20 protein-coding genes are annotated in these 25,801 nt (G+C 44.2%); 12 read left to right on the top strand and 8 right to left on the bottom strand.

Features of this window, described 5'->3' with window-relative positions; translation table 11 throughout:
• The first annotated feature begins 160 nt into the window (after positions 1-160).
• Positions 161-805, top strand: a complete 645-nt coding sequence (locus tag NCI00_RS08665) for a hypothetical protein (RefSeq protein WP_253526733.1) — start codon at positions 161-163, stop codon at positions 803-805.
• A gap of 8 nt (positions 806-813) precedes the next feature.
• Here NCI00_RS08665 and NCI00_RS08660 read toward each other — a convergent pair whose 3' ends face one another.
• The 5 genes from NCI00_RS08660 to NCI00_RS08640 all read right to left on the bottom strand — a co-directional run bounded on the left by NCI00_RS08660 (position 814) and on the right by NCI00_RS08640 (position 8,116).
• Positions 814-3,312, bottom strand: coding sequence for a bifunctional UDP-N-acetylmuramoyl-tripeptide:D-alanyl-D-alanine ligase/alanine racemase (locus tag NCI00_RS08660; protein ID WP_253526732.1), 2,499 nt, complete (start codon positions 3,310-3,312; stop codon positions 814-816).
• A gap of 98 nt (positions 3,313-3,410) precedes the next feature.
• Positions 3,411-3,803, bottom strand: a complete 393-nt coding sequence (locus NCI00_RS08655; protein ID WP_253526731.1) for a VOC family protein — start codon at positions 3,801-3,803, stop codon at positions 3,411-3,413.
• Positions 3,804-3,908: 105 nt separating this feature from the next.
• Positions 3,909-4,307: an inner membrane protein YiaA gene (gene yiaA, locus NCI00_RS08650; RefSeq protein WP_166557737.1), complete on the bottom strand. Its 399-nt coding sequence runs from the start codon at positions 4,305-4,307 to the stop codon at positions 3,909-3,911.
• A gap of 187 nt (positions 4,308-4,494) precedes the next feature.
• Positions 4,495-5,226, bottom strand: coding sequence for a hypothetical protein (locus tag NCI00_RS08645; protein ID WP_253526730.1), 732 nt, complete (start codon positions 5,224-5,226; stop codon positions 4,495-4,497).
• A gap of 169 nt (positions 5,227-5,395) precedes the next feature.
• The gene (locus tag NCI00_RS08640; RefSeq protein ID WP_253526729.1) at positions 5,396-8,116 is read right to left on the bottom strand and encodes a T9SS type B sorting domain-containing protein; all 2,721 of its coding nucleotides are present in this window, start codon (positions 8,114-8,116) and stop codon (positions 5,396-5,398) included.
• Between the two features lie 408 nt (positions 8,117-8,524).
• Here NCI00_RS08640 and NCI00_RS08635 point away from each other — a divergent pair, with 408 nt between their 5' ends.
• From NCI00_RS08635 to NCI00_RS08605, 7 genes are all read left to right on the top strand, one after another.
• Positions 8,525-11,257, top strand: a complete 2,733-nt coding sequence (locus NCI00_RS08635) for a TonB-dependent receptor (RefSeq protein WP_253526728.1) — start codon at positions 8,525-8,527, stop codon at positions 11,255-11,257.
• 217 nt (positions 11,258-11,474) lie between these two features.
• A complete protein-coding gene (locus NCI00_RS08630) occupies positions 11,475-12,269 on the top strand; it encodes a hypothetical protein (RefSeq protein WP_253526727.1) in 795 nt (264 codons plus the stop codon).
• A gap of 236 nt (positions 12,270-12,505) precedes the next feature.
• A complete protein-coding gene (locus NCI00_RS08625; protein ID WP_253526726.1) occupies positions 12,506-14,167 on the top strand; it encodes a 7TM diverse intracellular signaling domain-containing protein in 1,662 nt (553 codons plus the stop codon).
• A 133-nt stretch (positions 14,168-14,300) separates the two neighbouring features.
• Positions 14,301-14,651 carry a hypothetical protein gene (locus NCI00_RS08620; protein WP_253526724.1) on the top strand — a complete coding sequence of 117 codons (351 nt, stop codon included), beginning with the start codon at positions 14,301-14,303 and terminating at the stop codon, positions 14,649-14,651.
• 28 nt (positions 14,652-14,679) lie between these two features.
• Entirely contained in the window at positions 14,680-15,915 is a 1,236-nt protein-coding gene (locus tag NCI00_RS08615; RefSeq protein WP_253526722.1) for a sterol desaturase family protein, read from the top strand.
• 33 nt (positions 15,916-15,948) lie between these two features.
• The gene (locus tag NCI00_RS08610; protein WP_253526720.1) at positions 15,949-16,380 is read left to right on the top strand and encodes a hypothetical protein; all 432 of its coding nucleotides are present in this window, start codon (positions 15,949-15,951) and stop codon (positions 16,378-16,380) included.
• 216 nt (positions 16,381-16,596) lie between these two features.
• The gene (locus tag NCI00_RS08605; RefSeq protein WP_253526719.1) at positions 16,597-19,026 is read left to right on the top strand and encodes a TonB-dependent receptor; all 2,430 of its coding nucleotides are present in this window, start codon (positions 16,597-16,599) and stop codon (positions 19,024-19,026) included.
• A gap of 93 nt (positions 19,027-19,119) precedes the next feature.
• Here the strand turns inward: NCI00_RS08605 and NCI00_RS08600 are convergent, their stop codons facing one another.
• Positions 19,120-19,947: a TerC family protein gene (locus tag NCI00_RS08600; RefSeq protein WP_253526718.1), complete on the bottom strand. Its 828-nt coding sequence runs from the start codon at positions 19,945-19,947 to the stop codon at positions 19,120-19,122.
• A 155-nt stretch (positions 19,948-20,102) separates the two neighbouring features.
• Between NCI00_RS08600 and NCI00_RS08595 the strand changes: the two genes are divergently transcribed.
• Positions 20,103-21,248, top strand: coding sequence for a methionine aminotransferase (locus NCI00_RS08595; RefSeq protein WP_253526717.1), 1,146 nt, complete (start codon positions 20,103-20,105; stop codon positions 21,246-21,248).
• Between the two features lie 104 nt (positions 21,249-21,352).
• On the opposite strand, the gene NCI00_RS08590 is transcribed toward NCI00_RS08595, so the two are convergent.
• Positions 21,353-21,844: a C40 family peptidase gene (locus NCI00_RS08590; RefSeq protein ID WP_253526716.1), complete on the bottom strand. Its 492-nt coding sequence runs from the start codon at positions 21,842-21,844 to the stop codon at positions 21,353-21,355.
• Positions 21,845-22,080: 236 nt separating this feature from the next.
• On the opposite strand from NCI00_RS08590, the gene NCI00_RS08585 reads away from it, so the two are divergent.
• Both NCI00_RS08585 and arsN2 read left to right on the top strand, forming a co-directional pair.
• Positions 22,081-22,407: an ArsR/SmtB family transcription factor gene (locus NCI00_RS08585; protein ID WP_253526715.1), complete on the top strand. Its 327-nt coding sequence runs from the start codon at positions 22,081-22,083 to the stop codon at positions 22,405-22,407.
• Positions 22,408-22,458: 51 nt separating this feature from the next.
• Positions 22,459-23,811, top strand: a complete 1,353-nt coding sequence (gene arsN2, locus NCI00_RS29570) for an arsenic resistance N-acetyltransferase ArsN2 (protein WP_374758835.1) — start codon at positions 22,459-22,461, stop codon at positions 23,809-23,811.
• A 101-nt stretch (positions 23,812-23,912) separates the two neighbouring features.
• On the opposite strand, the gene NCI00_RS08570 is transcribed toward arsN2, so the two are convergent.
• Complete coding sequence (locus tag NCI00_RS08570) at positions 23,913-24,788, bottom strand: AraC family transcriptional regulator (protein WP_253526714.1); 876 nt, start codon at positions 24,786-24,788, stop codon at positions 23,913-23,915.
• Positions 24,789-24,959: 171 nt separating this feature from the next.
• Here NCI00_RS08570 and NCI00_RS08565 point away from each other — a divergent pair, with 171 nt between their 5' ends.
• Positions 24,960-25,787: a phytanoyl-CoA dioxygenase family protein gene (locus NCI00_RS08565; protein ID WP_253526713.1), complete on the top strand. Its 828-nt coding sequence runs from the start codon at positions 24,960-24,962 to the stop codon at positions 25,785-25,787.
• Positions 25,788-25,801: the final 14 nt, after the last annotated feature.

The following is a 25,801-nucleotide window of genomic DNA, read 5'->3' as shown; positions in this document are numbered from 1 at the left end:
TGTAAAAATAAAGACGGTAGGCTAAAATTTCTAACGATTAATAAAATAGACCTTTACAATTCGGTGAAATGTCATTGTTATTTGTAACATTGCGGACTAAATTGTGTTCGTAATGTCAAATGATAACATTGTAAGATTGGTAATTTTAACTGGTAAAAAAATGAAAAAGATTCTGTTGATTGCTGCTTTAAGCGTTTTTTGGGGGTATACTTGCGAAGCACAGACCGTTTTGCCTGATAAGCGTGAAATTGATAAATCAAGTTTTGAAGGCTTATATGTAACGACAAAAATCGAAGAAAAGTATCTTGGTAAATATTGGGAAGATTACCTCAAACAGTACGGTAAGGTAAGCAGCTCACGGGGTGGAGTGTACCGGGCACCGAGTGCGAGTATACCTAGTATTTCATCCTCGCCCATCAATTTGGCGAGTCAGGTGAGCTCAAAAAAGGGGCTTTCTCAGGTGTTTATTTACCTCGATTTGGGCAATGGCTCGTACGTGACGCAGGGCACCAAAGGATACGCCGAAGCTGAAACATTTCTGAAAAAATTTGCGGAAGACGCCATCCTCTACGACGACGCCCGGGTAGCCGAAGAAGCCATGAAAGAATCGGAAAAGAACTTTAGCAAACTAACACGCAAAGGTGAAAGTCTTAGAAAAGACATTGAAAAAACCGAAAAAGAACTTGCTAATTTGCGTAAAGACCTAGAAGTGAACGTAAAAGACGTAGCAACTTCTCAGACGGATTTGGAAACCAAGAAAAAGACGTTTGAAGACGCAAAAGCCAAAGTCCCTACCAAACAATAAATCTTGGGTTATTCTTTGTAAAAAACGCGTTTGACTCGCTCACTGATGCCCGTCAAAAGTTCGTAAGAAATGGTCCCGATTTGATCTGCCAATTGTACGATTGGCAGGTCATTTCCAAAAATAATGACTTCGTCACCTTCCTGAACCGTAACGCCCGTTGCGTCTACCATGGTCATGTCCATGCACACATTGCCCACTACCGGGCACAAAGCACCGTTGATAAGTACTTTGCCGACTCCCTTGCTAAAACGGCGGTCAAAGCCGTCGGCGTAGCCAATGGCAATGGTCGCGATGGAGGAGGCTTTCTCTAATATTCCGTTGCGGCTATAGCCGATTGTCTCGCCAGCGGGGAGGTGTTTTACTTGAGAAACCACCGTTTTGAACGTGCCGATTTGCTGCAAGGCTCGTTGTTCTAGCCGATTTACTTCTACGCCATAGAGGCCGATTCCCAACCGCACCATATCCAGTTTATAATCGGGAAACCGCACGATGCCCGCCGAATTGAGAATATGGCGAAGCGGTCGATACCCCAACGCCTGTTCAAGCAGCGCGGCCCCCGAAACAAAACGCTCGTATTGTAAACGGGTAAATTCATTATGAATGGCTTCATCTGCTCCCGCCAAATGGCTGAAAACTGAAGCCACTTTTAAGGTCGGAGATTGTTGTAATTTATGAATGAGCAACGGCAAATCAACTTCCGTAAAACCCAACCGGTGCATACCCGTATCAAGCTTAATATGAATCAGCACCTCCTGCGTTTCTTCTTTAATCTCCTCTTCCGTGGTTGGGTCTGAATGCTGAAAACTGAGCCATTCGTCCAGGATTTTGTGGCTGTAAATCTCAGGTTCGAGTTGATATTCAATGAGTTTTTCAAAAGTAGATGGCGATGGATTCATGACCATAATGGGCAATTCAATGCCATTTTGGCGTAGCTGAACCCCTTCATCGGTGTAGGCCACGGCCAAATAGTCAACCCGGTGAAACTGCAATAATTGCGCTACCTCGGCGCTGCCGCTACCGTACGCAAACGCCTTGACCATGACCATAATGCGCGTATCGTTACCTACGCGGTTTCGGTAAAAGTTAAGGTTGTGCGTGAGGGCATCCAAGTTGATTTCCAACACGGTACCATGTACTTTTTGCTGTAAACGATGCACAATTCGCTCAAACTGAAAGGGCCGGGCTCCTTTAATAAGTACCAGCGAATCTCGGAAGGAGTGGGTAGATAATTTGGCAAGAAAGTCATTGGTAGTCGTAAAATATTGGGCTTCCACTTCAATGAATTGAGCATTTCGTTCAAAGGCTTCACCGATAGCAATGAGTTTTTGAACGCCCTTTTCGTGCAGTAAAGTGTTGATTTGCGTGTACAGTTCGTCCTCTTTTTGGCCTGTTTGCAGCAAATCAGACAAAATCGCCACTTTTTGGGTACGCTGTTCTTGTTGGCTCAAAAAATTGAGCGCAATCGTCAACCCTACAAGGTCGTTGTTGTAGGTATCATCAATTAAATAGCAATTGTTAATCCCTTCCTTCAGCTCAAGGCGCATGGAAATAGGCCGCAAACGCCCTATTCGTTGCCTGATTTCAGCCGATGGAATGCACAGCGTAAGCAGTAGAATCAGGCAATGTATGGCGTTTTCGACCGATGCTTCGTCGGTAAAAGGAACGGCAAAAAGTTGGTTGTCGTAGGTTTCAACGGCCGATTTAAGCACTACGTAAGTTTGTTCGGTATCTTGGTGCCACTCAGCCTGAATCAAGCAGTTTTTGCCTGAACCCCAGCTGATTAACTCGCATTTTGGATTGACTGACTTTAAAATAAGGTTAATTTCTTCGTCAATGTCGGTGTAATCGGCGCGATAAATGAGTTGTTGACATTGGGTAAAAAGACGCAGCTTTTCGGTTACTTTTTGTTTCCGACTTCTAAAGCCTTCGTCGTGAGCGGAGCCGATGTTGGTGAAAATGCCGATGCTGGGTTGAATGATTTCCTGAAGCGCTTTCATTTCGTGAATCTGCGAAATCCCCGCTTCAAAAATCCCCAAGGTATGGGTATCGTTCATTTGCCATACCGAGAGCGGCACACCGATTTGTGAGTTATAACTTTTGGGACTTTTTACGGTTCGATAATCGGCACTGAGGAGTTGCCCGAGCCACTCTTTGACGATGGTTTTACCGTTGCTGCCCGTGATACCGATGACGGGGATGTCGAATTGAGCGCGGTGGCGTTTTGCCACGTCTTGCAACGCTTTTAAACTGCTTTCGACGCTCCAAATTCGGGCGTTTTCAAAAGACTCAATGGTGGCTAGGAGCTTGTTATCAAGGCTTTTTTGTTCAATCACAAATTGGCGAACGCCTTTTTTGTACAGTTCGGCTACGAATTGATGACCGTCGTGGCGGGCGCCGTTGATGGCAAAAAAAATCGTTTGTTGCGGGAAAACCAACTGACGGCTGTCGGTGAGCAAATAAGCGGCGTTGGTATCAATCGGGGTATTTTGAAAAATCGTGGCGGTCATTTTAATTCTAAAATTTCCGCCAAAAATAATGTTTCTGGTTGAAGTTATTCGCTTTATTCTCAGAATGTCATGAAGAGCAACTTTGATAAATAGGCTTATTAAGCATTGCTTTTACATTCCAAGAGGTCCCATTTATTGCCGTACAAATCCTGAAATACCACCACCCATCCGTATGGCTCCGAGCGTGGTTCTTCCAAAAACACTACCCCTTGTGCCTTCATATTTTCGTAGGTTTGCCAAAAGTCATCGGTGTATAAAAAGAGAAACACCCGCCCACCGGTTTGGTTTCCAATGTGTTGTTTTTGTTCGGCCGTAGCGGCTTTGGCCAAGAGTAAACCAGCGCCTTGGGCATCAGAAGGGGCAACGATTACCCAGCGTTTTTCGGGGGTGAGCTGAATGTCTTCAATTAGGGTAAACCCTAATTTTTGGGTATAAAAGAAGATGGCTTCGTCGTAGTCGTTGACCAACAATGTAAGATGTCCGATTCTCATGGGTGCAGTGATGGAGTTTGTTGTTTTATTACCGCAATCGTCCATGAAAAGGTTCATCGGTAAGACTGTGCGAGGCTAAAAAAACTTCGCACAGTGCTCCATTTTCTAACCTTGTTTTTTAAAATCCTGACTGTCGCGGGTGTTTTTCTGGACGGCGATGGCGCCAAACATACTCAGCAAAAAAGCGAAGGCATAGAAGCCCTTTTCGCTGGGCAGCATGGTGGCATTCCAAAGCCCGACGGCCAAAAGCGTAATGGCCAAAATGGTGGAAAACCAACTGATACCGTAGTAAATATCGGTGACGGGAACGCCCTCCAAACGGTCGCGGACGCATTTTTGCACCGACACGGCGGAGAATAATCCGTACATAAGAATCGTAAAATAATACCCTTTTTCGTTAAGTAGCATCTCGGCTCTCCAAAGTCCGATAAGATACCCTAACATTCCTGCGCCCAATGCCACCCAAGAGGCACCGATAAAAGCACTTGACGGTTTTTGATACATGGCTGTTGTCATTTTGTTTTTTCTTTACGTAAAATTCGTGGGACGAAGTTTGAAGAAAAACCTAAAATGACCAACTAAACGCCTGATTTTCTGACGTTCTACTTATTTTAAGGTCTATTCTGAAAATATACCTTAAAATACAATTGCCCCAAACAGTAGGATTGAGAAGATGAGAAGGAGGGCGGGGCTACGGATTTATTTTTTTTAGCACCACCGAAAGTTCGTAACTATCTTTAATAGACTGCTTTTCTTCGGCGGTCAGAACGATGTCGCGGTTGAATTTTCGGCCTTCAAAACGCACTTTTACGGGTTTGGAAGTGGAGTCGGCAATGGCTTGAATAATGCCGTTGTCGCCCGTTTCGCGGTAGTATACATTTTCCCAAAAGGTATCGCCTGCGTATTGCTGCTTATTGTTCTTGTTGTAGGATTCAATTTTTGGACTGCTTAAATACAGACTCCCCACTTTTACTTTAATATGGTTGTGAAAAATCCAATCGTTCCCGTAAAATTGCGACTCTAAGTAGATAAATCCGTCTTCGCGTACGTGGGCTTTCAGGGTTTTGCGTCCGGCGGCTTTTTTGCCAAAATTTTTGTGTGTATACCAGCCTTTGTCCTGAAAGTCATCTTTGGCAAAAGTGAAATTTTCGGCCATTTTGGCAAATTTTTTCTTATAAAAAGCTCTCTCAGCGGCGCGCTCGGCGGTGATATTGGGCGCTTTGATGGAAGCATTGGTGTCTATTAGGACGGCATCATTGTTGGCTGATTCTACCCTTGAAATTTCGGTAGCAGAATCAGTGGGTGAAGAAGGTGCGTAAATACTCCTAACAATCAACAGAATACATACGGCAAGCGAAATAACAATAACAGTTATGACCGACGAACTTATTAGGTTTTTAGGGCGAGGTTTTGAGTTTTTCATGTTGATTCCCTGCATATCTATGGAACGAAAACAGACGAGCTGTCGTCACTCAATAGCCAAACTGTTTTGTGTTTGTTTCGTTACAAAAGTAAAGAAACTAAAAACACAACGTGGAGAAAGTTATCAAAATGAGAGAGAGGGGTTTTTATGCGCTACATATTGGCTTTATTTATCGTTGAAGAATGACCACCCCTCGGTATTCATGAATCAGATTGTCGTTGCGAATCTTGTACCGAAATACATAAGGGTAGGTGCCTTCTGGCGAAAGCGTTCCATCTACTTGCCCATCCCAGCCTGGGCTTTCGTTTTCATTTCTTTTGATAAGTTGGCCCCATCGGTTATAGATGTCCAAACAAACGGGTTGACCGCTGGCAACAAACAGGGTGAAAAAATCATTGATGCCGTCGCCGTTGGGAGTGAAGGCATCGGGTGCATACACATGCGGAGGACAATAGGTGTTGACGCTGATGGTTCGGGTAGCGGTGCAGCCGAGCGAATTGGTTATTTTAACGTTGTAAACCCCCAACGCTGAAATCGTAATCACAGGCGTAGTTTCTGCTGAGTGTTGCCAATGATAGGTTAAATCTTTGTCGAGTCCACCCGCTTCAATTTCTTTGTCTAAACATACGGTTTCATTTGCTTTTATTTTGGGTAATGGATGGATAATAACCTTGATAGAATCAACGGTTTCGCATACCGATTGTCTTGTAGTTAAGGTGTATGTGCCTGACTTAGTGGGCTTAATCGTTCGGGCATTTTCCCCCGAGGACCAACGGTAGGAGACGGGGTTTGGGGCATGGGTTATGGTTGGTGATAATTCGACGGGGTCGCCTTCGCAGAGGGTGATGTTGCTGCCCAACGTTACTTTTTGCATCTCGACAACTTCGATAGCGCGCGACGAGCTGCAGCCTTGGGGAGTGGTGACCCTAACGTGGTAGCTACCCGCTTTATCAACGACCAATGATGCATTTTTGGAGGGATTTGGAGCCCAATCATACATCAGGCTTTCACCGTTTGCTCCTGCATGGAGTTCTAATGTAGAAGCCGATAGGCAAAAACTTTCATTGTTTTTTAGACTGGGTGATTGGTGAATAACCACATTGACGGTGTCTTTGGCCACACATTTCGTTTGCTTGTTTTCTACGAAAACAATGTATTGTCCGCTTTGGCGTACGGTTACTTTGTTGGTACTGACGGTTGAATGGTCGAGTAGTTTCCACCGGTACGTATCCCAATTTGGGCTAAGGGGGGCATTAAGTGTAACGGTATCGCAGGAGACAAGCGATTTTTTTTCAAGTTTGTAGGCCTGGGTAGGCGGAAATACGACACTAAGCTCTTTCTGAACAAAACAAGAAGTGTTATCTGAATAAAACATTTTCAGTCTATACTTTTGAACACCATAGCCTGCAACGGTCAATGTATCTTGCGATTCTTGTTCCCTTGGAATATCATTGCCTACCCATTGAAATGGTGCATTAGCGTTGGCTTTCAGCAATACGTTGTTGCAATTGGCGATGGTAAATTCAGGATTTGCATTTAAAAATTCAACATCAATTTCCTCGGAGTTGATGGTGTCGTTGTGGCAACCGCTTATTTCATTTACAATGACCTGATAACTACCAGATTGGGCTGGAGCGATGCTGGTTTGGGTAGCTTTATTGATGGGTTTTCCATTCAAGTACCACTGATAATGCCAATTGCCGACGTTGGGAGCAATGTCGGCCTTCAAAGTTATATCCTTGCAAGTGTTTCCTACACTTCGGGAAATAAAAACCCTTGGTTGAACATTGAAAGGCGCAGAAATAAAATTAGGAAGGCCGATGCCGCTTTTCTTACCCCCTAAACTTACCCCGTCCCTGACAAATCCGCACTCTGTGCCTTTGAGGGTTGGATTGTTAATAACAGCCAGATGATTGTGTCCATTGATGGCTACATAAATTTTATTGTCTGGCCCTAGTTGTAATGCACCAAAGTAGGATTCGGTGATTTTTCCGATTAATGTTTTTGATTGTAGTACAGCCGAAGCAGAACCAGCCGTGAGGTCAAACTGATAGATTTGTTTTCCATCCAGAAGGGTTCCCGCCAGGTAGAGATAGCGGTTGTCGGCCGAAAACTCCAACCCATACGTAGGGTGAAATTCAGGATGACGTATCAGCATTGGATTTGATAAGACGCCCGTATTTGGGTTAAAATCAAAGAGTTCAAACGAATCACTAAACAGTGCAACTGCGATTTTTTGACCGTTTGGAGAAGCTTTCAGATGGCCCGCTGGGCCTTTTCGGGCACCAATTTTACTTTCAACGAATTTACGATTCAGGCCTTCATTTGTCAATTTAAAAGCTTTGAATGAATTGGTGCCCAGTTCATTTGCTAAAATCCAATAATCTATAGAATTACAATGTTTAATAACTGTCAAACTTTCCGATGAGTTGGTTAAGAGGACATTATTTTTAGAAACGAGGCCTCCTAATCCCTCATTTAATCGCATATCTACAATAGAGTATTGCAATACTTTCTCGCCTCCCGAAAAATCAATCGAAAAAACGTAGTAAATATTGTCCTCTTCGGGCAGCGGGACGATAGTTGCCGATTGGGTCGTAGAACTATGCCCCCCTAAATCTACGGCTCCCGGCATGACCAGGTGTTTTTTGTTCCGTATTGTACTTCCATCGGTATAAAACAACAAATTTCCATTGTTGTCGCTGATACTTGCGCAACCTTCCCACGTGCTTATTACTCCCCCTGACAATGGCTTGGGAGTGCCATCAATAAAGCTGATTCCAGCATTGTACCCAAAATACCAGTTAGCTGCCCACTTTTTGGGTTGGGCAATTAAGAAAGAGGTATTCAGAAGAAAAAAGTAGGGGATAAAAAATATCCCTTTCAGCATATTGTGAAAGGTCTATTAGTGTAAAATGACGTTTTTATTCTTCGAAAATGCACAGAAATTGTGCTTAACGGAAGCGAGTTCGTTAGGTTTTTCATGATAATAAATTTTTTCAAATAGGGTAAAGTGATATATAAATATACCAAAAGGTTTTGCAAAAGTTTATATAAATAATCAGATATGCAATACTTTAGCTATAAAATATCGTAAGAGTATATAATTATTTTAATAGCGGATATGCTTTCAGGTAAAATAGGATGAAAGTGCTCTTATTGGGAGGGTTTAAGAGGTTTAATGGTATATGTAAAATTATATACTTTTTGGTTAAATATTGCTTAGGCAATCGGGATGTTTATTGAAAGTAATTCTTTATATCTAAGTTTGCAGCCAAACAAACCCATTCAAAAGGAGATGATAAATCGTTATTTTAGTCCCATTTTACTTATTTTAACAATTACTGAATTTTCATTTTCACAAATTTCTTCACCCAAAAAATCGCTAGAATTAGACACATTGTACCTTAATGAAGTCATTGTTTCGGCTTCTCGTACGGCCGAACCCATCATGGAAACGCCCGTCACGGTTGAGCGTATTTTAGGCACGCAGCTGCAAAAACAACCTTCTTCTGAGTTTATTTCATCCTTATCGCGGCTCAAAGGTGTGGATGTGAGTCAATCAAGTTGGTTGATTACCAGCTTCAGTACGCGGGGCTTTAACAGTTCCAAGGCCGAACGCGTGATTCAGCTGGCCGATTACGTTGATGTGACCTCTCCCACGGCGTCGTTGTATTACGGAAACTGGGTAGGAATTGGGGAGCTAGACCTAGAAAGTGTAGATATTGTGTTTGGAGCCAATTCGGCGCTTTATGGCTCCAATGCCTTCAACGGTGTGTTGCTGATGCATTCCAAAGACCCTTTTAAATATCAAGGACTTTCGGCCTCCTTGCGCGGTGGGAACCGTTCGATGATTGACGGACAAATTCGCTACGCTAAAGTGTTAGGGAATAAAGTGGCCCTAAAATTCAACGCCAATTATTTTGAGGCCGACGAATTTTTATCATCCAATGATGCCGCCATCAAGCGCGTTACTTCGGGGGGCTTAGCCGGCTCAGACCCAGTCAATAATGCGACTGGAAACCCCGCCGGATGGAATGCCGTGAATCGGTACGGTGATGTAGGGACCACGGTCAGTAATCCTGCTTTGACTGCGCTCAACAACAATGCCGCCTACCGCATTTATACCCAAGGCTACTCCGAAGCAGCAATGGCCAATTGGCCTGAATCGTCAGGAAACCCGTTTAAATTATTCAATAATGGCAACTACAAAGCGGGAAACTATCGGATTAATCCCTCGCTCCATTGGCAAATCAACGCCAAAGTTCGGGCGGTGTATGAATATAAATTGGCGGTCAGCAACGGCATTTTTCAGAGTACAAGTCGATACGCTCAGCGCGGAATGAAGTATGATGTACATCGGATAGAGTTAAAATCCGATAAATGGTTCATAAGGGCGTATACCGTTTTTGATTACGGCGGCAAAGCCTACGATTTAAACTCCCTCGCGGGAGGTCTTCTCAACGCTCCCATGGCCTCAGGAACCCAAGCCAACGGAAGCCGCTACCCTACCTTTGCGTCTAACTACTATGCGCTTTGGAATCAGGTATTTACGGCAGCTCGTACCAACGGTCTTTCGGCGGGGGCGGTGGTTCCAAACGTATTTGCTGCCAATCCAAACGGCGGTATTCCATCGGCTTATACATTGCCGCAGGCCATCGCTGGTGGACAGAGCATCGAAGCCGCGCAGGCATTGGCGTCGCAGTTAGCGGCGGGGGTACAATTGCCAGTAGGAAGTCCTCATTTTAGTCAGCTTCGGGAGCAGATTGTCAATGGTGTAGGCTTGATTGACGTAAACGGGACCAAAACAGTACGGGGGGCGGCTTTTGCCAATACGGCCCGTTTTTGGGATATAAGCGCCCAACGCGAATGGACTATAAACAAGCTCAATGTCATAGCGGGGGCCTCGTACCGAACGCATTTGCTGCAATCGGCAGGAACGCTGTTTTCTGATGGTCCTAATTCGCCCATTTCTGCCAATACCAACGATATTCAACGTCGCGAGCGCATTGTCAATTGGGATGGAGGGGCGTATGGGCAACTTCGGTATGCCGTATGGCAAAACCGCTTAAAACTGGCGGCGGCAGGCCGTTTTGACCGTTTTCGCAATTTTGGCAGTCGGTTTTCTCCCCGTATCTCAGCAGTGGTTTCGTTGGGGGAAAATCGCCAACATAATTTTCGGGTAAACTACGCGCAAGCTTACCGTCAGCCCGCGCAGTTGGATCAATTTATCTACCTTGATTTTGGGACGCTGTTGGTGGCGGGAAATGTGGAAAATGGCTACCAAGGCTTAAACGCCGTTTCGGCATTGCCAAATGGACAGGCCAATCCTGATTTCTTAAAACCTGTTACCATCAAAAAAATTACTCCTGAGCAGGTCAATACGTGGGAAATTGGCTACAAAGCGCAGCTTATTAAAGGGTTATACGTTGATTTGAGTTATTATCGGTCGTGGTACAATGACTTTATCGGTACACTTCGGTTTTATGGTCGTGAAGACGGCTTGGTGCCCACGGGCGCACCGCTGCCAAGCGCCAGCGGCGATTTTGCCAAACCTACCACCGACCGTACCCGAGGCCGCTTGATTCAAACCTGGGCCAATGCCGACCGCCAAGTGCGCACGCAGGGGCTAATAGGAAGTGTTGAGTATTTTTGGAATAAAAAACTCAATCTGAATGCCAATTATACATGGTCGCATATCAATGAAAACGATGTGCCTGGTTTGATTTTGGGCTTTAATACCCCAGCGCATAAAGTAAATGTAGGACTTAATGGAGAGCCATTCAAAAATGTAACTTACGCCGTCAACTATCGCCACATAAGCGGTTACACGTATTTTATGCCCATCGATGAAGGTTACATTGATGCCTTCGGAACGGTAGATGCGCAGGTAAATTATCGTTTGCCAAAACTAAAAAGCAATTTAAAAATTGGAGGTACTAATTTGTTGAACGCCAATGCCGTACAAGTATACGGAGCGGCTTCTATTGGACGAATTGTGTATCTTGGTTGGACGTTTGAAGGACTATAAGTTGGACCTAACAGTTAAAAAAAATATGTTGGATTAGGGCAAGGATATTGGTTTTCTAAACGCTTACCAACCGCACAGCATAGAGAAACGATGTCCTTGTCAAATTCACCGTGTTTTTATCCTAAAACGATGGTGTTTATGATTCAACGGTTTGGGGAAATGGAGGGTAGTTTTGTACTTTTGGTAAATTAGCATCTCCCATAACCTCACTTTCAGAATGAAATTGACCAATCTGCTTTCGTTTTGGGCCTCGCGCCACCCGCATCAAGCAATCCCTCTGATTATCGTAATTGAAATTACCAATATCCTTATTGGTATCATGGTGGGTAGCGCCCTACTAAAAGGAGTATCGTCTGCGGTTTTTATGGGGATGATAGTGGGATTAATTCTACTTAAAGTCATCATTCGCCGTTATGCGGCACTACGTTTGGTTGATATTAGTTCGCGAGCGCGGTTTATCTTTCAGAAACAAACCTTTTTTTACCTTTTTTGCCTTAATCTCTTTACTTATACCATAGCTGGTGGCATCTTGGGGCGCATGACGGCCCATCCTGAAGGAACCACTGCATTGTACAGTAGTCTCTCGTCTACCTCTGAAACCGTAAATAGCCGTACTTCAGGTGAGACCAAACTGTCTTTTCGGGAGAAAATGTTCCAAAAAATGGCACGTCGTTCTGCTAGTGCGGCTGATGGTAACGCGGGTCATCGTGTGGGTTACTTCCTATTGTTTTTATTGGGGGTAGGCTTGGCGATGCTTGGAGCGGTATTATCTTGTAATATCGCCTGTTCGGGTTACGGAGTGGCGGCGGTACTGGTTTTTTTGCTCGCAATCGGGGTGCTTGCGGGCGGGTTTTACTTTTTTGGCCGAGGCATTGACCAAAATATGAAACTTTACAAAGACATGACACGCGACGAGCGAAAACGTGAAGGGCGCCGCTATTTAAGAACCTTGGCGGGTACTGTTGGTGCAATGGGATTATTGATACTTATCCAAGCATTGACGAATCAATGAAAATCCAAATGAATTTACACGTTAGAATGCTTAATCTATGAATGAAAAACCGCCGTTAATAAACCGAAGTGGGCCGTAGGTAAAATGGAGGTTGTGTTAAATTGAGCAGGCAGTTATTTTCGGTACAGAGTTGTGAAGAAGCTTACAAATTGTTAATGAATAGCAATTCCTTGGGGCTGATTTTAGCTCTGATAAATATAGTAGTCTGATGCTCACTTTCTTACCTTACTCCTCGCTTGAAAAACAAACGCTATTTCCTCGCCATTATTTGGTTCGTCTGCAACCATTGTTGTAAAGCACAATCTGCTGGGGTGGTCTACACTGACATTCATCAATTGATAGAAATTGGTGGTCATGCAAGGTACTTTGTTGATAGTACCAACAAACTTTCTCATCTTGATATTGAGAAAATCCCCGACAGTCGGTATGCGAAGGTGCCCGATAAAATCATCAATATGGGTTTTTCTCCTTTTCGAATCTGGTTCAAGTTTGATTTGAAAAACCGTACCGATGAAAATCTCTACGCCATTATGTTGGCGCAGGATATTGATTACGTAGATGTGTATGCGGTGAGCGAAGATACCACCTTTTTTTTGGAAACGGGTGCTTTACGACCTTTTGAAAACCGTTATTTTGCGCTGAACAGTATCGTCTTGAATCTAGGCCGTAAGCCCCAAAAACTCTACATAGGCCTCAAAGACATGAATGGATTGATTTCACAAATTGAAGTCGGAACCATCAGGCCACTGATGAAAAGAGTGTATCGAGAAACATCAATCAATTTCTTCGTATTAGGTATTTTAGCCTTGTCGGCGCTGTTCAGTTTTTTTATGTACCTTTTTTTGAAGGAACGAACCTATTTTCTCTTCACCCTGCACGTTGTTTTTTCTGCTTTGACGTTGCTTTCTTTGGAAGGGTATCTGTTTGATTTTCTTTGGCGCGATATGCCCTTTATGAACAATGGCGTCAATTCTAGCCTGATACGGTTATGTACGCTTTTGACGAGTATCGGATTTTCGGTTGAATTCCTGAATCTTCGGGAAGTGTTGCCTAGACTACATCGTGTTTTTCAGGGGCTTGGGGTTTTGGCTACCACGGCTGTTTTGACCAAGCTAATCGGTATTCAACAGGCCGAAGTGGTTTTTAACTTCATGATTTTGATCATTTTTGGGTCTTATCTAGCAACGGGAATGTGGCTTTACAGGCATGGATTCGGCCCTGCCCGATTTTATTTATTAGGTTGGGGCATTTACATTTTTGAAATATTGCTCATTGTTTGTACTCTCTTCAATGTCCTTACCTTCGAGCATTTTTATACTTATTATGGCTACCACATTGGCGTAATATTCCAAACGGCGCTGCTCACTTTTGCGTTGATGGATCGTATCAATACGCTCCGCCGTGAAAACCTAGAAGCCCGGGAGTTGGCAATGCAACGGTTGACTGAAAATGAACGCTTAATGGCCGAACAGGCGGTATTGCTGGAAAAGGAACTGGAACAGCAGCCCGTTGCCAATAATGACCTCCAAAAACTCCTCAAACTAATGCGCGATGAGCGAGAAAAAATAAAAAAGATACCTATCGCCACTCTCGAAGGCGTTTTGCTTTTTCCAGTGGCAGACATTGTACGTATAGAGGCGATGGGCAGTTATGCCAATGTCCATTTTTTCAATCATCAAAAAATGGTCGCGTCGCGCTCTTTGGCGGAGTTTGAACAACAACTGGGCGAGTATGATAATTTCTTCAAAGTTCACAAGTCGCACATCATTAATCTCAACTTCGTTACTAAATACGTAAGGGGCGACGGGGGCATCGTATTCATGCAGGATGGCAGTGAAGTAGACGTAGCGCGTCGGGTGAAACCTGATTTTTTGCGTGCGATGGGGCTCGAAAACTAGTTATTTTCTGCCGAAGATAAACCGATACCCGCCGTTGAGAAATTGGTTAGGAAAGTGTATTCATTCAACCAACATCTTTGTCTTAACAAAGTGCAGTCGCTATTCTAATCCATTCACCCTCAACCTTACTTGTATGTCTTTACAACGACTTTTTCGATTTTCACTGGGGCTATATACCCTTGATGTTACGACAAAATCTGAGAATAATTTTGCTGGAATTTCATTCGGATTGGGAGCTTTCAGTTTGCTTTTAATCATCATCGGCTTACTGACCAACATTCCGTTTTTATTTCCTGCGGCCATGGCTGGAGGCTTATTTTCAATTGGATTAGGCATGGGAGGAATAAGGAAACGAACCCAATTGTTAACCTCAAAATACCGCGATTTTGCCGAAAAAGAACTGCTTCGACTTGGTCAAAAACGGTCTTGGCTAGGCATTGTTTTAGGCGCAGTTAGTCTTTGCCTCGGTCTATATTTCTATTGATGTTTCATCATTTCAACCCTTCAAAGCAATGGAAGATTTACCCGTTTCTACGCAGAATATTTATACGCTGCTCACCCCCCTTGCGTTATTTTTTATCGTAGTGGAGGTTGGTTTATGTTTCTACTACAAAAAAACACTTATCACTTTCGCCGAGGCGATTTCCAACTTCGGGACCGCATTGGGCAACCAGACCGTCAATGTATTGGTGGCGGCGGGCGTGTACGTTTTGTACGGTTACTTGTGGGAAAACTTTCGGTTGATTGACAATATCCCGATGAACGTACCCAATTTTCTACTTTTGCTGTTGGGCATTGATTTTATTTTTTACTGGGTGCACCGCTGGGGGCACGAAATCAATATCCTCTGGGCGGCCCACTCGCCGCACCACAGTGCGCAGGAAATGAATTTTTTTGTGGCACTGCGGGCGAGTGTGACCCAACGACTGTTTTCTTTCTTTTTCTTTTGGCCCCTCACCATCATCGGATTTCGACCCTTTGATATTTATATGATGACGGGAATCCATCTTTTTATCTCTTTCCTGCATCATACCGAACTGATTCCCAAGCTGTGGCGTTGGGTAGAGTTTATCTTCACCACACCTTCGCATCATCGTGTGCATCACGGCGTCAATTTTAAATATCTGGACAAAAACTACGGGGAATTTCTCATCATTTGGGACCGCTTGTTTGGGTCTTTTGAGGAAGAAACCGACAAGGTGATTTATGGTATGTATGGGCAAGCGCAAACTTGGAATCCGATTGTAATCAATTTTCATTATTACAGTATTCTTTGGAAAGACGCCGTAGCAGCCTCCAATTGGTGGGATAAAATCAAGATTTGGTTTATGCCTTTGGGATGGAGGCCTGCCAATTTGCCTCCCAAGCCGCCTTTACAGGAGATTACGTTACAAAACCAACACCGCATTAGTACGGTGGCCTTCCCTCATGCCAAAGTGTACCTGATTCTGAGTGCAATATTTGGCATTGTTTTGATGATGCTCATCATTAATCCTGCGTCTGATTGGACAACCCTCCAAAAGATGATCGGAAGCGGCTTGCTGTGGCATTTAATCATCAACTGGAGCGGAATTTTGGAATCAAAACGTTGGTTGTTGATGTCCGAAATTACCCGAATTCTGCTTACCGTGCCCGTTTTGATTTTGTTTACAAATCTCATGGATAAGCCGGTCTGGATGGCTATCAGCATTGTCTATCATTTTTATTGTATGATTTGGACGGCAAGGTTTTTCAGAAGTAAATCATAAAAATCAACCCTAAGCATTTCTAAACTACCTAAAATGATGAAATATTTATCCTTTTTGCTGCTGTGCTTACTTGGGCTGACGACAACCAAGACGCAATCGGCGAGTAGCACATCCAGGCCTATTCCGATACCCAAAGCGGTTGTTCATGCCTCTGATTCCTTGGTTGTGAAAAATCCAAAAAAACAAAAACAAGCCAGAGTTATCTCGGTGCTATCAGCGATTGCTGGTACTGTTCTAACGATTGGTGGATTGGTTTCTGGGAACATACCGATAGTTATTGTGGGAGGAGCATTGGTCATATTAGCGATACTCACTGCCCAGAAAAAGCCTAAAAAAATACCTGAATCTAAGCCCTCAGGTTCTCCTAAAAAAGGTATGAAAACGTTGGGGTGTGTGTTACTAAGTGTAGTAGCAGCAGGGGCTGGGATATTATTGTATTTGGTGCTAAACTATGGTCAGTCTTAAAAATGAATCATGGAAACGCATTCTTCCTTTGTTAGCTTTCGGGATGTTGAACTTCAGCTCCTTAGCAGTCAAGTCAATACATCCAGTCTTCTAATAATTAAAACATGTTGAACAAATAAATATTCAGCCATGCGGAGCCGTTTAGAAATTCTTTGCTTCTTTTGCGGCTTCGCGTGGTTTAAAAAATCTACTTGCGATACCTCTAAACCATTGTTTATGAAAAATCTTCTTTTACTCTTTACCTGCTCAATCATTTCACTTGTTGGTTTTGCCCAGCCTACCCAAACCATTCGTGGAAAAATTGTAGACAAAGAATCAAAGTTTCCGTTGGTAGGTGTAACGGCGCTTTTGATGAACAACGCCGCGCAACCTGTGGGAACTGTTACCGATTTAGATGGCACTTTTCGGGTGGCCAATGTGGCCGTTGGGCGGCAAACGTTGCGCTTCACGCTGGTTGGCTACAAAGAAATTTTGCTTAACAATATCGTGGTGGAAGCGGGCCGCGAAACGGTGCTTAATCTGGAAATGGAGGAGGCGATTACTGAACTCAATACCGTGGTGGTGAGAGTCAAACGAAGTGGCGAAGCGGCCAACGAAATGGCAATGGTCAGTGCGCGGCAGTTTTCGGTGGAGGAAACCGAGCGCTACGCAGGCAGCAGGGGAGAACCCGCGCGGATGGCGTCCAATTTTGCGGGGGTTCAGGGAGCTGATGATTCGCGCAATGACATTGTGATTCGTGGAAATTCACCTTCTGGCGTGCTGTGGCGACTCGAAGGTGTCAGCATTCCCAATCCCAACCACTTTGCCATTTCGGGTACTTCGGGTGGGCCGGTGAGTATTATCAACAATAAGTACTTGGCCAATTCAGACTTTTTTACGGGCGCGTTCCCTGCCGAATTTGGCAACACCACTGCGGGGGTTTTTGACCTAAAATTACGAAACGGAAACAATGAAAAACACGAATTTGGTGCTCAGTTTGGTTTTTTGGGAACCGAAGCCACCGCCGAAGGGCCGCTTTCCAAAAATTCAAAAGCTTCGTATTTGGTCACGGGGCGCTACGCCAACCTTTGGCTGTTCAACAAAGCAGGCATCGACATCGGTACGCAGGCGGTGCCGTCGTACGCTGACGGTTTTGCCCGATTCAATTTTCCGCTCAAAAACGGCGGGAATGTGGCCTTGTGGGGGATTGGCGGCACGAGTACCATTGATATTTTGGTGAGCGAGCAAGAAGTAAGCGACCGCAATATTTTTGGACAAAACGACCGCGACCAGTATTTTACATCCAAGATGGCGCTGGGTGGAATTACGTATAACCAACCGCTGAATAAAAGCACGTTTTTTAAGGCAACGCTGGCGGTTTCCAACAATATTCAGGATGCCAACCACGATTTTTTGTTCCTCCGAAAAGATGCCGCTGGCAACCCGCTCGTGCAGAACCAAAAATACGTCATTGATTCGCTGCGACCGATTCTGGACTATAAATTTTCGGATACTAAGTATTCATTGGCCACGGCCCTGAACAAGAAATGGGGGGCAAAGAGCACGTTGAAAGTGGGTGTTAATGCCGATATGATACGTTTTACGGCCTTTGATGATGTTAGAAATTTGAATGAAACCACCAATCAGCTGACCCCCTGGCGCCGACGTTGGAACGCCGATGCTGAAGGTTTTATTCAGTTGCAACCTTACATTCAGTTCAAACATTACCTGACCCAGAATGTGGCGCTGAACGTTGGATTGAGCAGTTTTTACAGTTCTATCAATAAAAACAGTTATTCTCCGATTGAACCACGGGCGGGACTCTCGTGGGAGTTGCCTAATCGTCAGAAGATTACGTTTGCAACGGGCCTTCACAGTCAAGGCTTACCCACCTATTTGTATTTTTATAATCCCGCAAATACGGGTACGGCCAATGCTTTTCCCGCCAAAAACGTGGGTTTGATGAAAAGCTGGCATTTTGTGGCAGGATACAGTAAAATGTTGGCCGAAAACCTGCGGTTGTTGGCTGAAGTCTATTATCAGCGTTTGTATGATGTGCCCGTAGAAATTCAAAAATCGTCATTTTCAATCCTAAACAGTGGCGCGGGATTCTCACGGTTTTTTCCGAATCCTCTTCAAAACGCAGGCAAAGGGCGCAACTACGGCGCAGAGTTGACGCTGGAGAAGTTTTTCAGCAACAACTATTATTTTCTGGTTACGGCTTCCATTTTTGACGCCAAATACCAAGGGTCAGATGGCATCTGGCGCAATACAGATTTCAACGGAAAATACGCCTTCAATGCGTTGTTTTCTAAAGAATTTACCTTCAAAAAACGTAAATCGTTGAACATCGGTGCCAAATATACCGCCACGGGTGGGCGTTGGTACGGTCCGGCAGACATTACGGCTTCGCGCCAAAGTCAGGAAGTGATTTATGCCGATGCGACCCGCAATTCGCTGCAATTCAGTCCTTACAATCGCTTCGACATCAAGACGGAATATAAAATAAATCGTAACCGCCTTACGCATACCATCGCCGTTGATTTGGTCAACGTGCTCGGGATTCAGAATCTGCTGAGTCTGAGCTATGTACCGCAGGCTCCGTACGTAAAGCAGGAGTACCAACTGGGCTTTTTACCCGTGTTCTTTTACCGGATTAATTTTTGAGAAAACCGTAATCGGGTGGGAGGAACAAAAAACCAAAAAAGGCTAATCATCGGATTAGCCTTTTTTGATTGAATTGCAGGAAAGTGGATTGAATTATTCCTCCTGTTTACCCAATATACCTTCGCGCTCGGCTTGCGACTTGTAATCGTGCAATTTGACGGGCTGGGCGCTTTTACGCATATTGATGTTGAGCACTTCGACCAAAAGCGAGAATGCAATGGCAAAATAAAGGTAGCCTTTAGGGACAGAACCCACTTCTGAGTCAAAAATGGACACTTCGGCCAAGTGAGCGCCCTCGGCAATGAGCATAAATCCGATGGCAATCAAAAAAGCCAGCCCGAGCATTTGAACGGATGGGTGACGGTTGACAAAATCGCCGACGGGACCTGAGAAAAGCATCATGATAATGACCGATAAGACCACGGCCACAATCATAACGGGAATATTGTTGGTGAGTCCGATAGCCGTCAAAATGGAGTCAATCGAAAACACAACGTTGATGAGGGCGATTTGCAACACTACATTGGCAAGTTTACTGCTAGCACTTCCTTTCGGTTTTTGTACTTCCTCATCGGCTCCTTCTAGTTTGTGGTGAATCTCTGACGTACTTTTATAAAGCAGGAAGAGCCCTCCAATGACCAAAATAATACTTTGCCCCGAAAAAGCTGCCTTGAACCATCCAGCATCTACGTGGGTGAAAGGTTCAGAAAGTGAAATAATAAACGAAATTCCAAAAAGTAAACTCACCCGAAAAATCATGGCCAGAAGCAAACCTATATTGCGGGCTTTGGGTTGGTCTTTGCGGGAAAGTTTGTTGGCCGCAATAGAAATAAAGATAATGTTGTCGATGCCTAAAACGATTTCTAAAAACGTCAGGGTTAATAAACTGATGAGTGCTTCAGCCGTAAATAATGATTCCATCGTTGAATGAATAGATAAGCGAAAAATGAAAAGGTTGCTAATAAAGGCAATACGATTAACAAATAAAGTAATAGAAATGCAAAAATGGGCGATTTTTAAACATGAATACAATATTTTTACACGAAATTACCTAACACTACATAGAAGGTCTAAAAATGGAGTCAAAACTTCCCAACGTCGGTACGACGATTTTTACGGTCATGTCGGCGTTGGCCACTGAGCATAAAGCCATCAATCTTTCGCAGGGTTTTCCTGATTTTGACATGCCCGAAGCACTCGTGCGCCTCACAAGCGAGGCCATGCAGAAAGGGTTCAACCAGTATTCGCCCATGGCGGGCTGGATGCCGCTGCGGGAAAGTATCGCCGCCAAAATCCATGATTTGCACGGAGTTTCGGTTAATCCCGACACCGAAATCACCATTACCCCTGGCGGTACTTATGCGATTTATACCGCCTTTACGGCCGTATTACGCCCTGGCGATGAGGTCATTGTGTTTGAACCCGCTTACGATAGTTATATCCCAAATATTGAAGTAAACGGAGCCGTTGCCGTTCGAATTTCCCTTGATTTTCCGACTTACCGTATCAATTGGGACGAAGTGCGGGCGCGCATCACGCCCCGCACGCGTATGATTGCGCTCAATACGCCCCATAATCCTACGGGGAGCATTCTGCGCGACGATGATATAGCGCAATTACGACAGATTGTTCAGGAATACGATTTGCTGATTATGTCGGATGAAGTCTACGAGCACTTGATTTATGACGGCGAGCCGCATCGGAGTATGTTGCGCCACGAAGATTTACGCCAACGCGCATTTGTGTGTTTTTCGTTTGGGAAAGCGTACCATTGCACGGGTTGGAAAATGGGTTATTGTGTAGCGCCGCCCGCTTTTACCGTCGAATTTCGTAAAATTCACCAATTCAATTGTTTTTCGTGTTTTACGCCCGCTCAGGTAGGATTGGCGGAGCACCTAAAAGATTCGGCAGAATACCGAAGCATTGCGGGTTTTTATGAGGGCAAGCGCAATTATTTCGCCAAACTCATGGAACAAACCCGTTTTAAACCCTTGCCAAGCTACGGCAGTTATTTTCAGCTTTATTATTTTAATCATCTGTCGGAAAAATCAGACAAAGATTTTTCCATTTGGTTGACCAAAGAGCACAAAGTGGCTTGTATTCCAGTATCGGCTTTTTATCAAGAAGCGACCGACAACGGCGTTGTGCGCTTTTGTTTTGCCAAAAAAGAAGAAACGCTGGAGCGAGCCGTGGAGCGATTAGTGAAGGTATTTCCCGCCTAGTAGTTGGTTTTAACGTTGATTATTAAGAAGTTGAAAGTTAGATTACTACGTGGCTATTCTTATAAATAGGTCCGGAGCTCTGGCCTGATTTCTTGCTTCTTGATTTAATTGGATTCGTTGATGATGCGACGGATACCCACGTAACGTTTGCGATAATAATCGGCATTCAGAAAGTCGTAGCGTACGCCGCCTTTCCAGGCCGAATGAATGAATTTGACGTAGTTGGTGCCCACTTCCACAATCATGCCGACGTGTCCTACGCGTTGGCTGCTTGAATTATGGCCTTTGAAAAAAATTAAATCTCCTGCTTTGGCTTGCTCAATGTCAACCTCGGTGCCGTGAGAAATCTGGGCGGCGCTAGAATGCGGCAAAGTAAAACCGAATTGAGAAAAACAGTAGCGGACAAACCCTGAGCAATCAAACCCTTTTTTGGAAGTACCTCCTGAGCGGTAGCGCAATGACAAGTGCTTTTTGGCAAAACTAAGCAACTCAGCCGACATCGAAGCTTTTTGCGTGGTGTCCTTTTTGGCCGTTTGGGCAACAATAGTTTGGCCAAAACTGGAGAGTACCAGTAACAAAATTAATTTTTTTATCATAAGTTCTGAGGAACGGGTTGGCTTTGTTTAAAACAAAGACTATGCCAAGTAAAGTAAAAAATTTGGCAAAAACCAATTTTGTTGATATAAATCTCCAATTAATGCCAAGTTATCCAATTTTTATTTGTTTCCAATTCTTGGCTTAACTCCTTGAAGGTGAGTGAAAAATGAGCTTAATATTTGTTTTATAAAATATATCATCGTAATATTGCGATACAAAACGTGTGACAACTATTATGGGACTTTCCAAAAGTGAAGTATTCAGTGATGCAGACAATCGGATGGCCGATTTAGCCAAAGCCTTTGCGCATCCCGCGCGGGTTGCTATTTTGCGGCTGTTAGCCCAAAGAAAGGCCTGCGTATGTGGAGACTTAGTAGATGAGCTTCCCCTTTCACAAGCCACTGTATCGCAGCATTTGAAAGAGCTCAAACGCATTGGTATCATTCAGGGAAGCATTGACCCGCCGCGGGTTTGTTACTGTATCAACGAACAAGTGTGGGAAGAGGCCGAAGAAGCATTTGGTGGCGTATTTGCCCTTTTTTCGAAAGTAGGTTGTTGTTAAAATTTTTTTACCCTTATATATCGTAATATTACAATAGAAAATCAAATACTTATGAACACAGAACAGTCACTCAAAGAAATTGTCCGTGAAAAATACACGGAAGTCGCCAACCAATCCAAAGACCAAAATGCTGCTTCTTGCTGCGGTTGCGGCCCTACCTGCGGTACTGACGAAGATTTTATCGGAATCATGGCCGAAGATTATTCTAAGCTGGGTGGGTACGTAGCCGATGCCGACTTGGGATTAGGCTGCGGTTTGCCCACAAAATTTGCGCAAATCAAACCTGGCGATACTGTTATTGACTTAGGCAGCGGAGCTGGAAATGACGCCTTTGTAGCGCGTGCCGAAACGGGTCCCGAAGGAAAAGTCATCGGCATTGATTTTACGGAAGCCATGCTCGCCAAGGCCCGTGCCAATGCCGAAAAATTGGGATTCAATAACGTGGAATTTCGTCAAGGAGATATTGAGCAAATGCCTGTTAATGATGCAGTTGCGGATGTGATTGTGAGCAATTGCGTACTGAATTTGGTGCCCAATAAAGCCAATGTGTTCAACGAAATTTACCGGGTTTTAAAACCCAATGGACATTTTAGTATTTCGGATATTGTATTGGTAGGTCAACTGCCTTCGGGCTTGCAGCAGGCCGCCGAAATGTACGCGGGCTGTGTCTCGGGGGCCATACAGAAGGAGTCTTATCTTGGCCTGATTGAGCAAGCGGGTTTTACAAACATCACGTTGCAAAAAGACCGCGAGATTTTTTTGCCAGATTCAATTCTGAGTACCTTTTTGTCGGCCGAAGAAATCGCATCTTTCCGAACAAGTGGCACTGGAATTTACAGTATTACAGTTTATGCCGAAAAACCAACTGCGTCCGACGGTTCTAAACCGTCAGACGCAGTTGAAATCGAAATTCGACTGGCACAGCCCGCTGATTATGAGTCGGTTGTCGCGCTTCTGAAATCAGTTGAATTACCTACTGAAGACCTAAATGCGAAATTGCCCGATTTTTTATTGGCTTTTGTCAACGAAAAATTGGTAGGCTCAGCTGGTGTGGAAGTCAACGGTACTGTCGGATTGCTGCGCTCAGTTGCGGTACAGGAAGACTTTCGCAACTATAAAATTGCGGGCCGTTTGGTGAATGATTTAAGCAAACAAGTAAGGCTGAAAGGAGTGAAAGAATTGTATCTTATCACCACCACAGCGGATGGTTATTTTGAAAAACAAGGCTATGAGCGCGTAGAACGTGCGGCTGTTCCCACTGAAATTGCTCAATCACAGCAGTTCAGTAGTTTATGTCCGAGTTCGGCTGTTATCATGAAAAAAAGCATTGAAAAGCCTAAAATCAAGTTGTCTGACTTGGAGCAAGTTTCTGCTTGTTGCACACCCAATTCGGGTTGCTGCTAGTCTAAGGTAGAGTGGTTTTGAAATTGCCTTAATAATACAAATCAGCGCCAATCGCGTTCTTATTTTCACCGAATAGAATGCAATTGACGCTGATTTGCCTGTTAGCGGATTCGTTTTTTTTGTTCAGTTTTATACTGGAGCGGAGAGAGGCCCGTGTGACGTTTAAAAATTTGATGAAAGTTAGATAAATTGCGAAAGCCGCATTCCAACCCAACCTGCGCTACACTAAGATCAGAATTACTGAGAAGCTTTCGGGCTTGACTGATGCGAAAACTATTTAGAAATTCAACATACGTTTTCTGCGTCCTTTTTTTAAAATAACGACAAAATGCAGGAACGGTCATGTGCGCCGTTTCGGCCACGATTTCCAGCCGAATTTCTTCCTGAAAATGTCTCAATGTAAACTCAATGATGCGTTTCATCCGCTCGGTATCGGCGTCGTCGGGTGCGATTTGGTAGGCGGTACTGGCCAATGCCTCGGCAGATTTATCCTTAGCCAAAGCTAAAAGAATGCCTAAAAATGAAATAAAGCGGACACCTTCGGGCAAATACGGCAATTGGAGAATGTCTTTTTCTATTTTCTGGGTAGTTTCATTACTAAACCTAATACCCCGCGCCGACCGTTTCATTAATTCCTGAATTGAAGTGAATTCGGGCACTTTTTCGATGAAATCATAAACCAGACTTTGCGGAAACTGTATCACTACCGATTCGGCCCACAGCGCGGGATTGGATTGATAAAAGGCGTCATCATTTCGCCAAAAATGGGGGAGGTTTGACCCCAACAAGACCAAATCACCTTCGTAAAATGGCCCAATATGGTCACCCACAAACCGCTGTCCGTGGCTTTTTACAATGTAAGTAAGTTCATATTCTGGATGATAATGCCATGGTGCGTCGAAAAACGCCATGTTGAAACCACGGGCCAAGTAAGACAAAGAACCTTCGATGCTTAATTTTTCAAGTTGTGGTTTCATGGCTTCAAGTTGTTAGGACTGTAATTTGAAAAATATCAAATATTTGCTTTGTTTGTTATTATATAATCTATTATAAGTTAATATGCCATATATTATAATCAAAAAATCGTATTTTCTCATTTTGAAAATTCTGTTATTTTGTATCAACAGTTAAGCTAATCATCTATACTTATGCTCGCAACAATTGATACCACGGTGTTGAAGGAAGAACTAAATACTCCTTATTCGGTTTCGCCCGAAGCCATTGCATTTTACCGTGAATTTGGCTACGTCAAACTCAAAAATGTGTTGAGTCCCGAAGTACTTTCGTATTACGGTGACATCATTACTGATTTGGTCTTTAAACTTAATAAATTGACCAAACCGATGGAAGAGCGCACCACGTATGAACGCGCCTTTTTGCAAATTATGAACCTTTGGCGGGAAGACGAAACGGCCAAGGAATTTGTGTTTTCGAAGCGCCTCGCCCAAATTGCCGCCGACTTGATGGAGGTGGACGGGGTTCGTTTATACCATGATCAAGCCCTCTACAAAGAGCCAACGGGAGGCATTACGCCGTGGCACGCCGACCAGTTTTATTGGCCGTTGGCTTCGCCCAAGACCGTAACCGTCTGGATTCCGTTGCAGGCTACACCGATGGAAATGGGCCCGTTGGCTTTTGCCGAAAAAAGCCAAGCCGTTGAGATTGGGCGTGACCTTGAAATTAGTGACGAAAGCGAGGCTTTGATGTCTCAAAGTCTGACACAATTTAATCTCAACGAAGGTCCGTTTGAGTTGGGAGAAGTGAGTTACCATGCGGGTTGGTTGTTTCACCGAGCGGGCCCCAATGTCTCAAAAACTGCCCGTAAAGTAATGACGATGATATACATGGACAAAGACCAACGCGTGATGCAACCCCGAAACAGCTATCAAATCGCCGATTGGGAAACGTGGCTGGCGTCGGCACCCGTGGGCAGTGTCCCCGATAGTCCGTTGAATCCGATTTTATTCAGTCGTTAAAAAGTATAATTGAC

Source organism: Runella salmonicolor, from assembly GCF_024158025.1.
GTDB lineage: Bacteria > Bacteroidota > Bacteroidia > Cytophagales > Spirosomataceae > Runella > Runella salmonicolor.
The sequence above is the reverse complement of the archived record's forward strand: the minus strand, read 5'-3'. Positions and strand labels throughout refer to the sequence as shown.

Excerpts from the sequence above, each read along its gene's own strand:
- NCI00_RS08660 (WP_253526732.1), bottom strand. The coding sequence starts at position 3,312 with ATGACCGCCACGATTTTTCAAAATACCCCGATTGATACCAACGCCGCT.
- NCI00_RS08655 (WP_253526731.1), bottom strand. The coding sequence starts at position 3,803 with ATGAGAATCGGACATCTTACATTGTTGGTCAACGACTACGACGAAGCC.
- NCI00_RS08590 (WP_253526716.1), bottom strand. The coding sequence starts at position 21,844 with ATGATAAAAAAATTAATTTTGTTACTGGTACTCTCCAGTTTTGGCCAA.
- NCI00_RS08600 (WP_253526718.1), bottom strand. The coding sequence starts at position 19,947 with ATGGAATCATTATTTACGGCTGAAGCACTCATCAGTTTATTAACCCTG.
- NCI00_RS08640 (WP_253526729.1), bottom strand. The coding sequence starts at position 8,116 with ATGCTGAAAGGGATATTTTTTATCCCCTACTTTTTTCTTCTGAATACC.
- NCI00_RS08665 (WP_253526733.1), top strand. The coding sequence starts at position 161 with ATGAAAAAGATTCTGTTGATTGCTGCTTTAAGCGTTTTTTGGGGGTAT.
- NCI00_RS08620 (WP_253526724.1), top strand. The coding sequence starts at position 14,301 with ATGTCTTTACAACGACTTTTTCGATTTTCACTGGGGCTATATACCCTT.
- NCI00_RS08585 (WP_253526715.1), top strand. The coding sequence starts at position 22,081 with ATGGGACTTTCCAAAAGTGAAGTATTCAGTGATGCAGACAATCGGATG.
- NCI00_RS08630 (WP_253526727.1), top strand. The coding sequence starts at position 11,475 with ATGAAATTGACCAATCTGCTTTCGTTTTGGGCCTCGCGCCACCCGCAT.
- NCI00_RS08615 (WP_253526722.1), top strand. The coding sequence starts at position 14,680 with ATGGAAGATTTACCCGTTTCTACGCAGAATATTTATACGCTGCTCACC.
- arsN2 (WP_374758835.1), top strand. The coding sequence starts at position 22,459 with ATGAACACAGAACAGTCACTCAAAGAAATTGTCCGTGAAAAATACACG.
- NCI00_RS08645 (WP_253526730.1), bottom strand. The coding sequence starts at position 5,226 with ATGAAAAACTCAAAACCTCGCCCTAAAAACCTAATAAGTTCGTCGGTC.
- NCI00_RS08605 (WP_253526719.1), top strand. The coding sequence starts at position 16,597 with ATGAAAAATCTTCTTTTACTCTTTACCTGCTCAATCATTTCACTTGTT.
- yiaA (WP_166557737.1), bottom strand. The coding sequence starts at position 4,307 with ATGTATCAAAAACCGTCAAGTGCTTTTATCGGTGCCTCTTGGGTGGCA.
- NCI00_RS08610 (WP_253526720.1), top strand. The coding sequence starts at position 15,949 with ATGATGAAATATTTATCCTTTTTGCTGCTGTGCTTACTTGGGCTGACG.
- NCI00_RS08570 (WP_253526714.1), bottom strand. The coding sequence starts at position 24,788 with ATGAAACCACAACTTGAAAAATTAAGCATCGAAGGTTCTTTGTCTTAC.
- NCI00_RS08635 (WP_253526728.1), top strand. The coding sequence starts at position 8,525 with ATGATAAATCGTTATTTTAGTCCCATTTTACTTATTTTAACAATTACT.
- NCI00_RS08565 (WP_253526713.1), top strand. The coding sequence starts at position 24,960 with ATGCTCGCAACAATTGATACCACGGTGTTGAAGGAAGAACTAAATACT.
- NCI00_RS08595 (WP_253526717.1), top strand. The coding sequence starts at position 20,103 with ATGGAGTCAAAACTTCCCAACGTCGGTACGACGATTTTTACGGTCATG.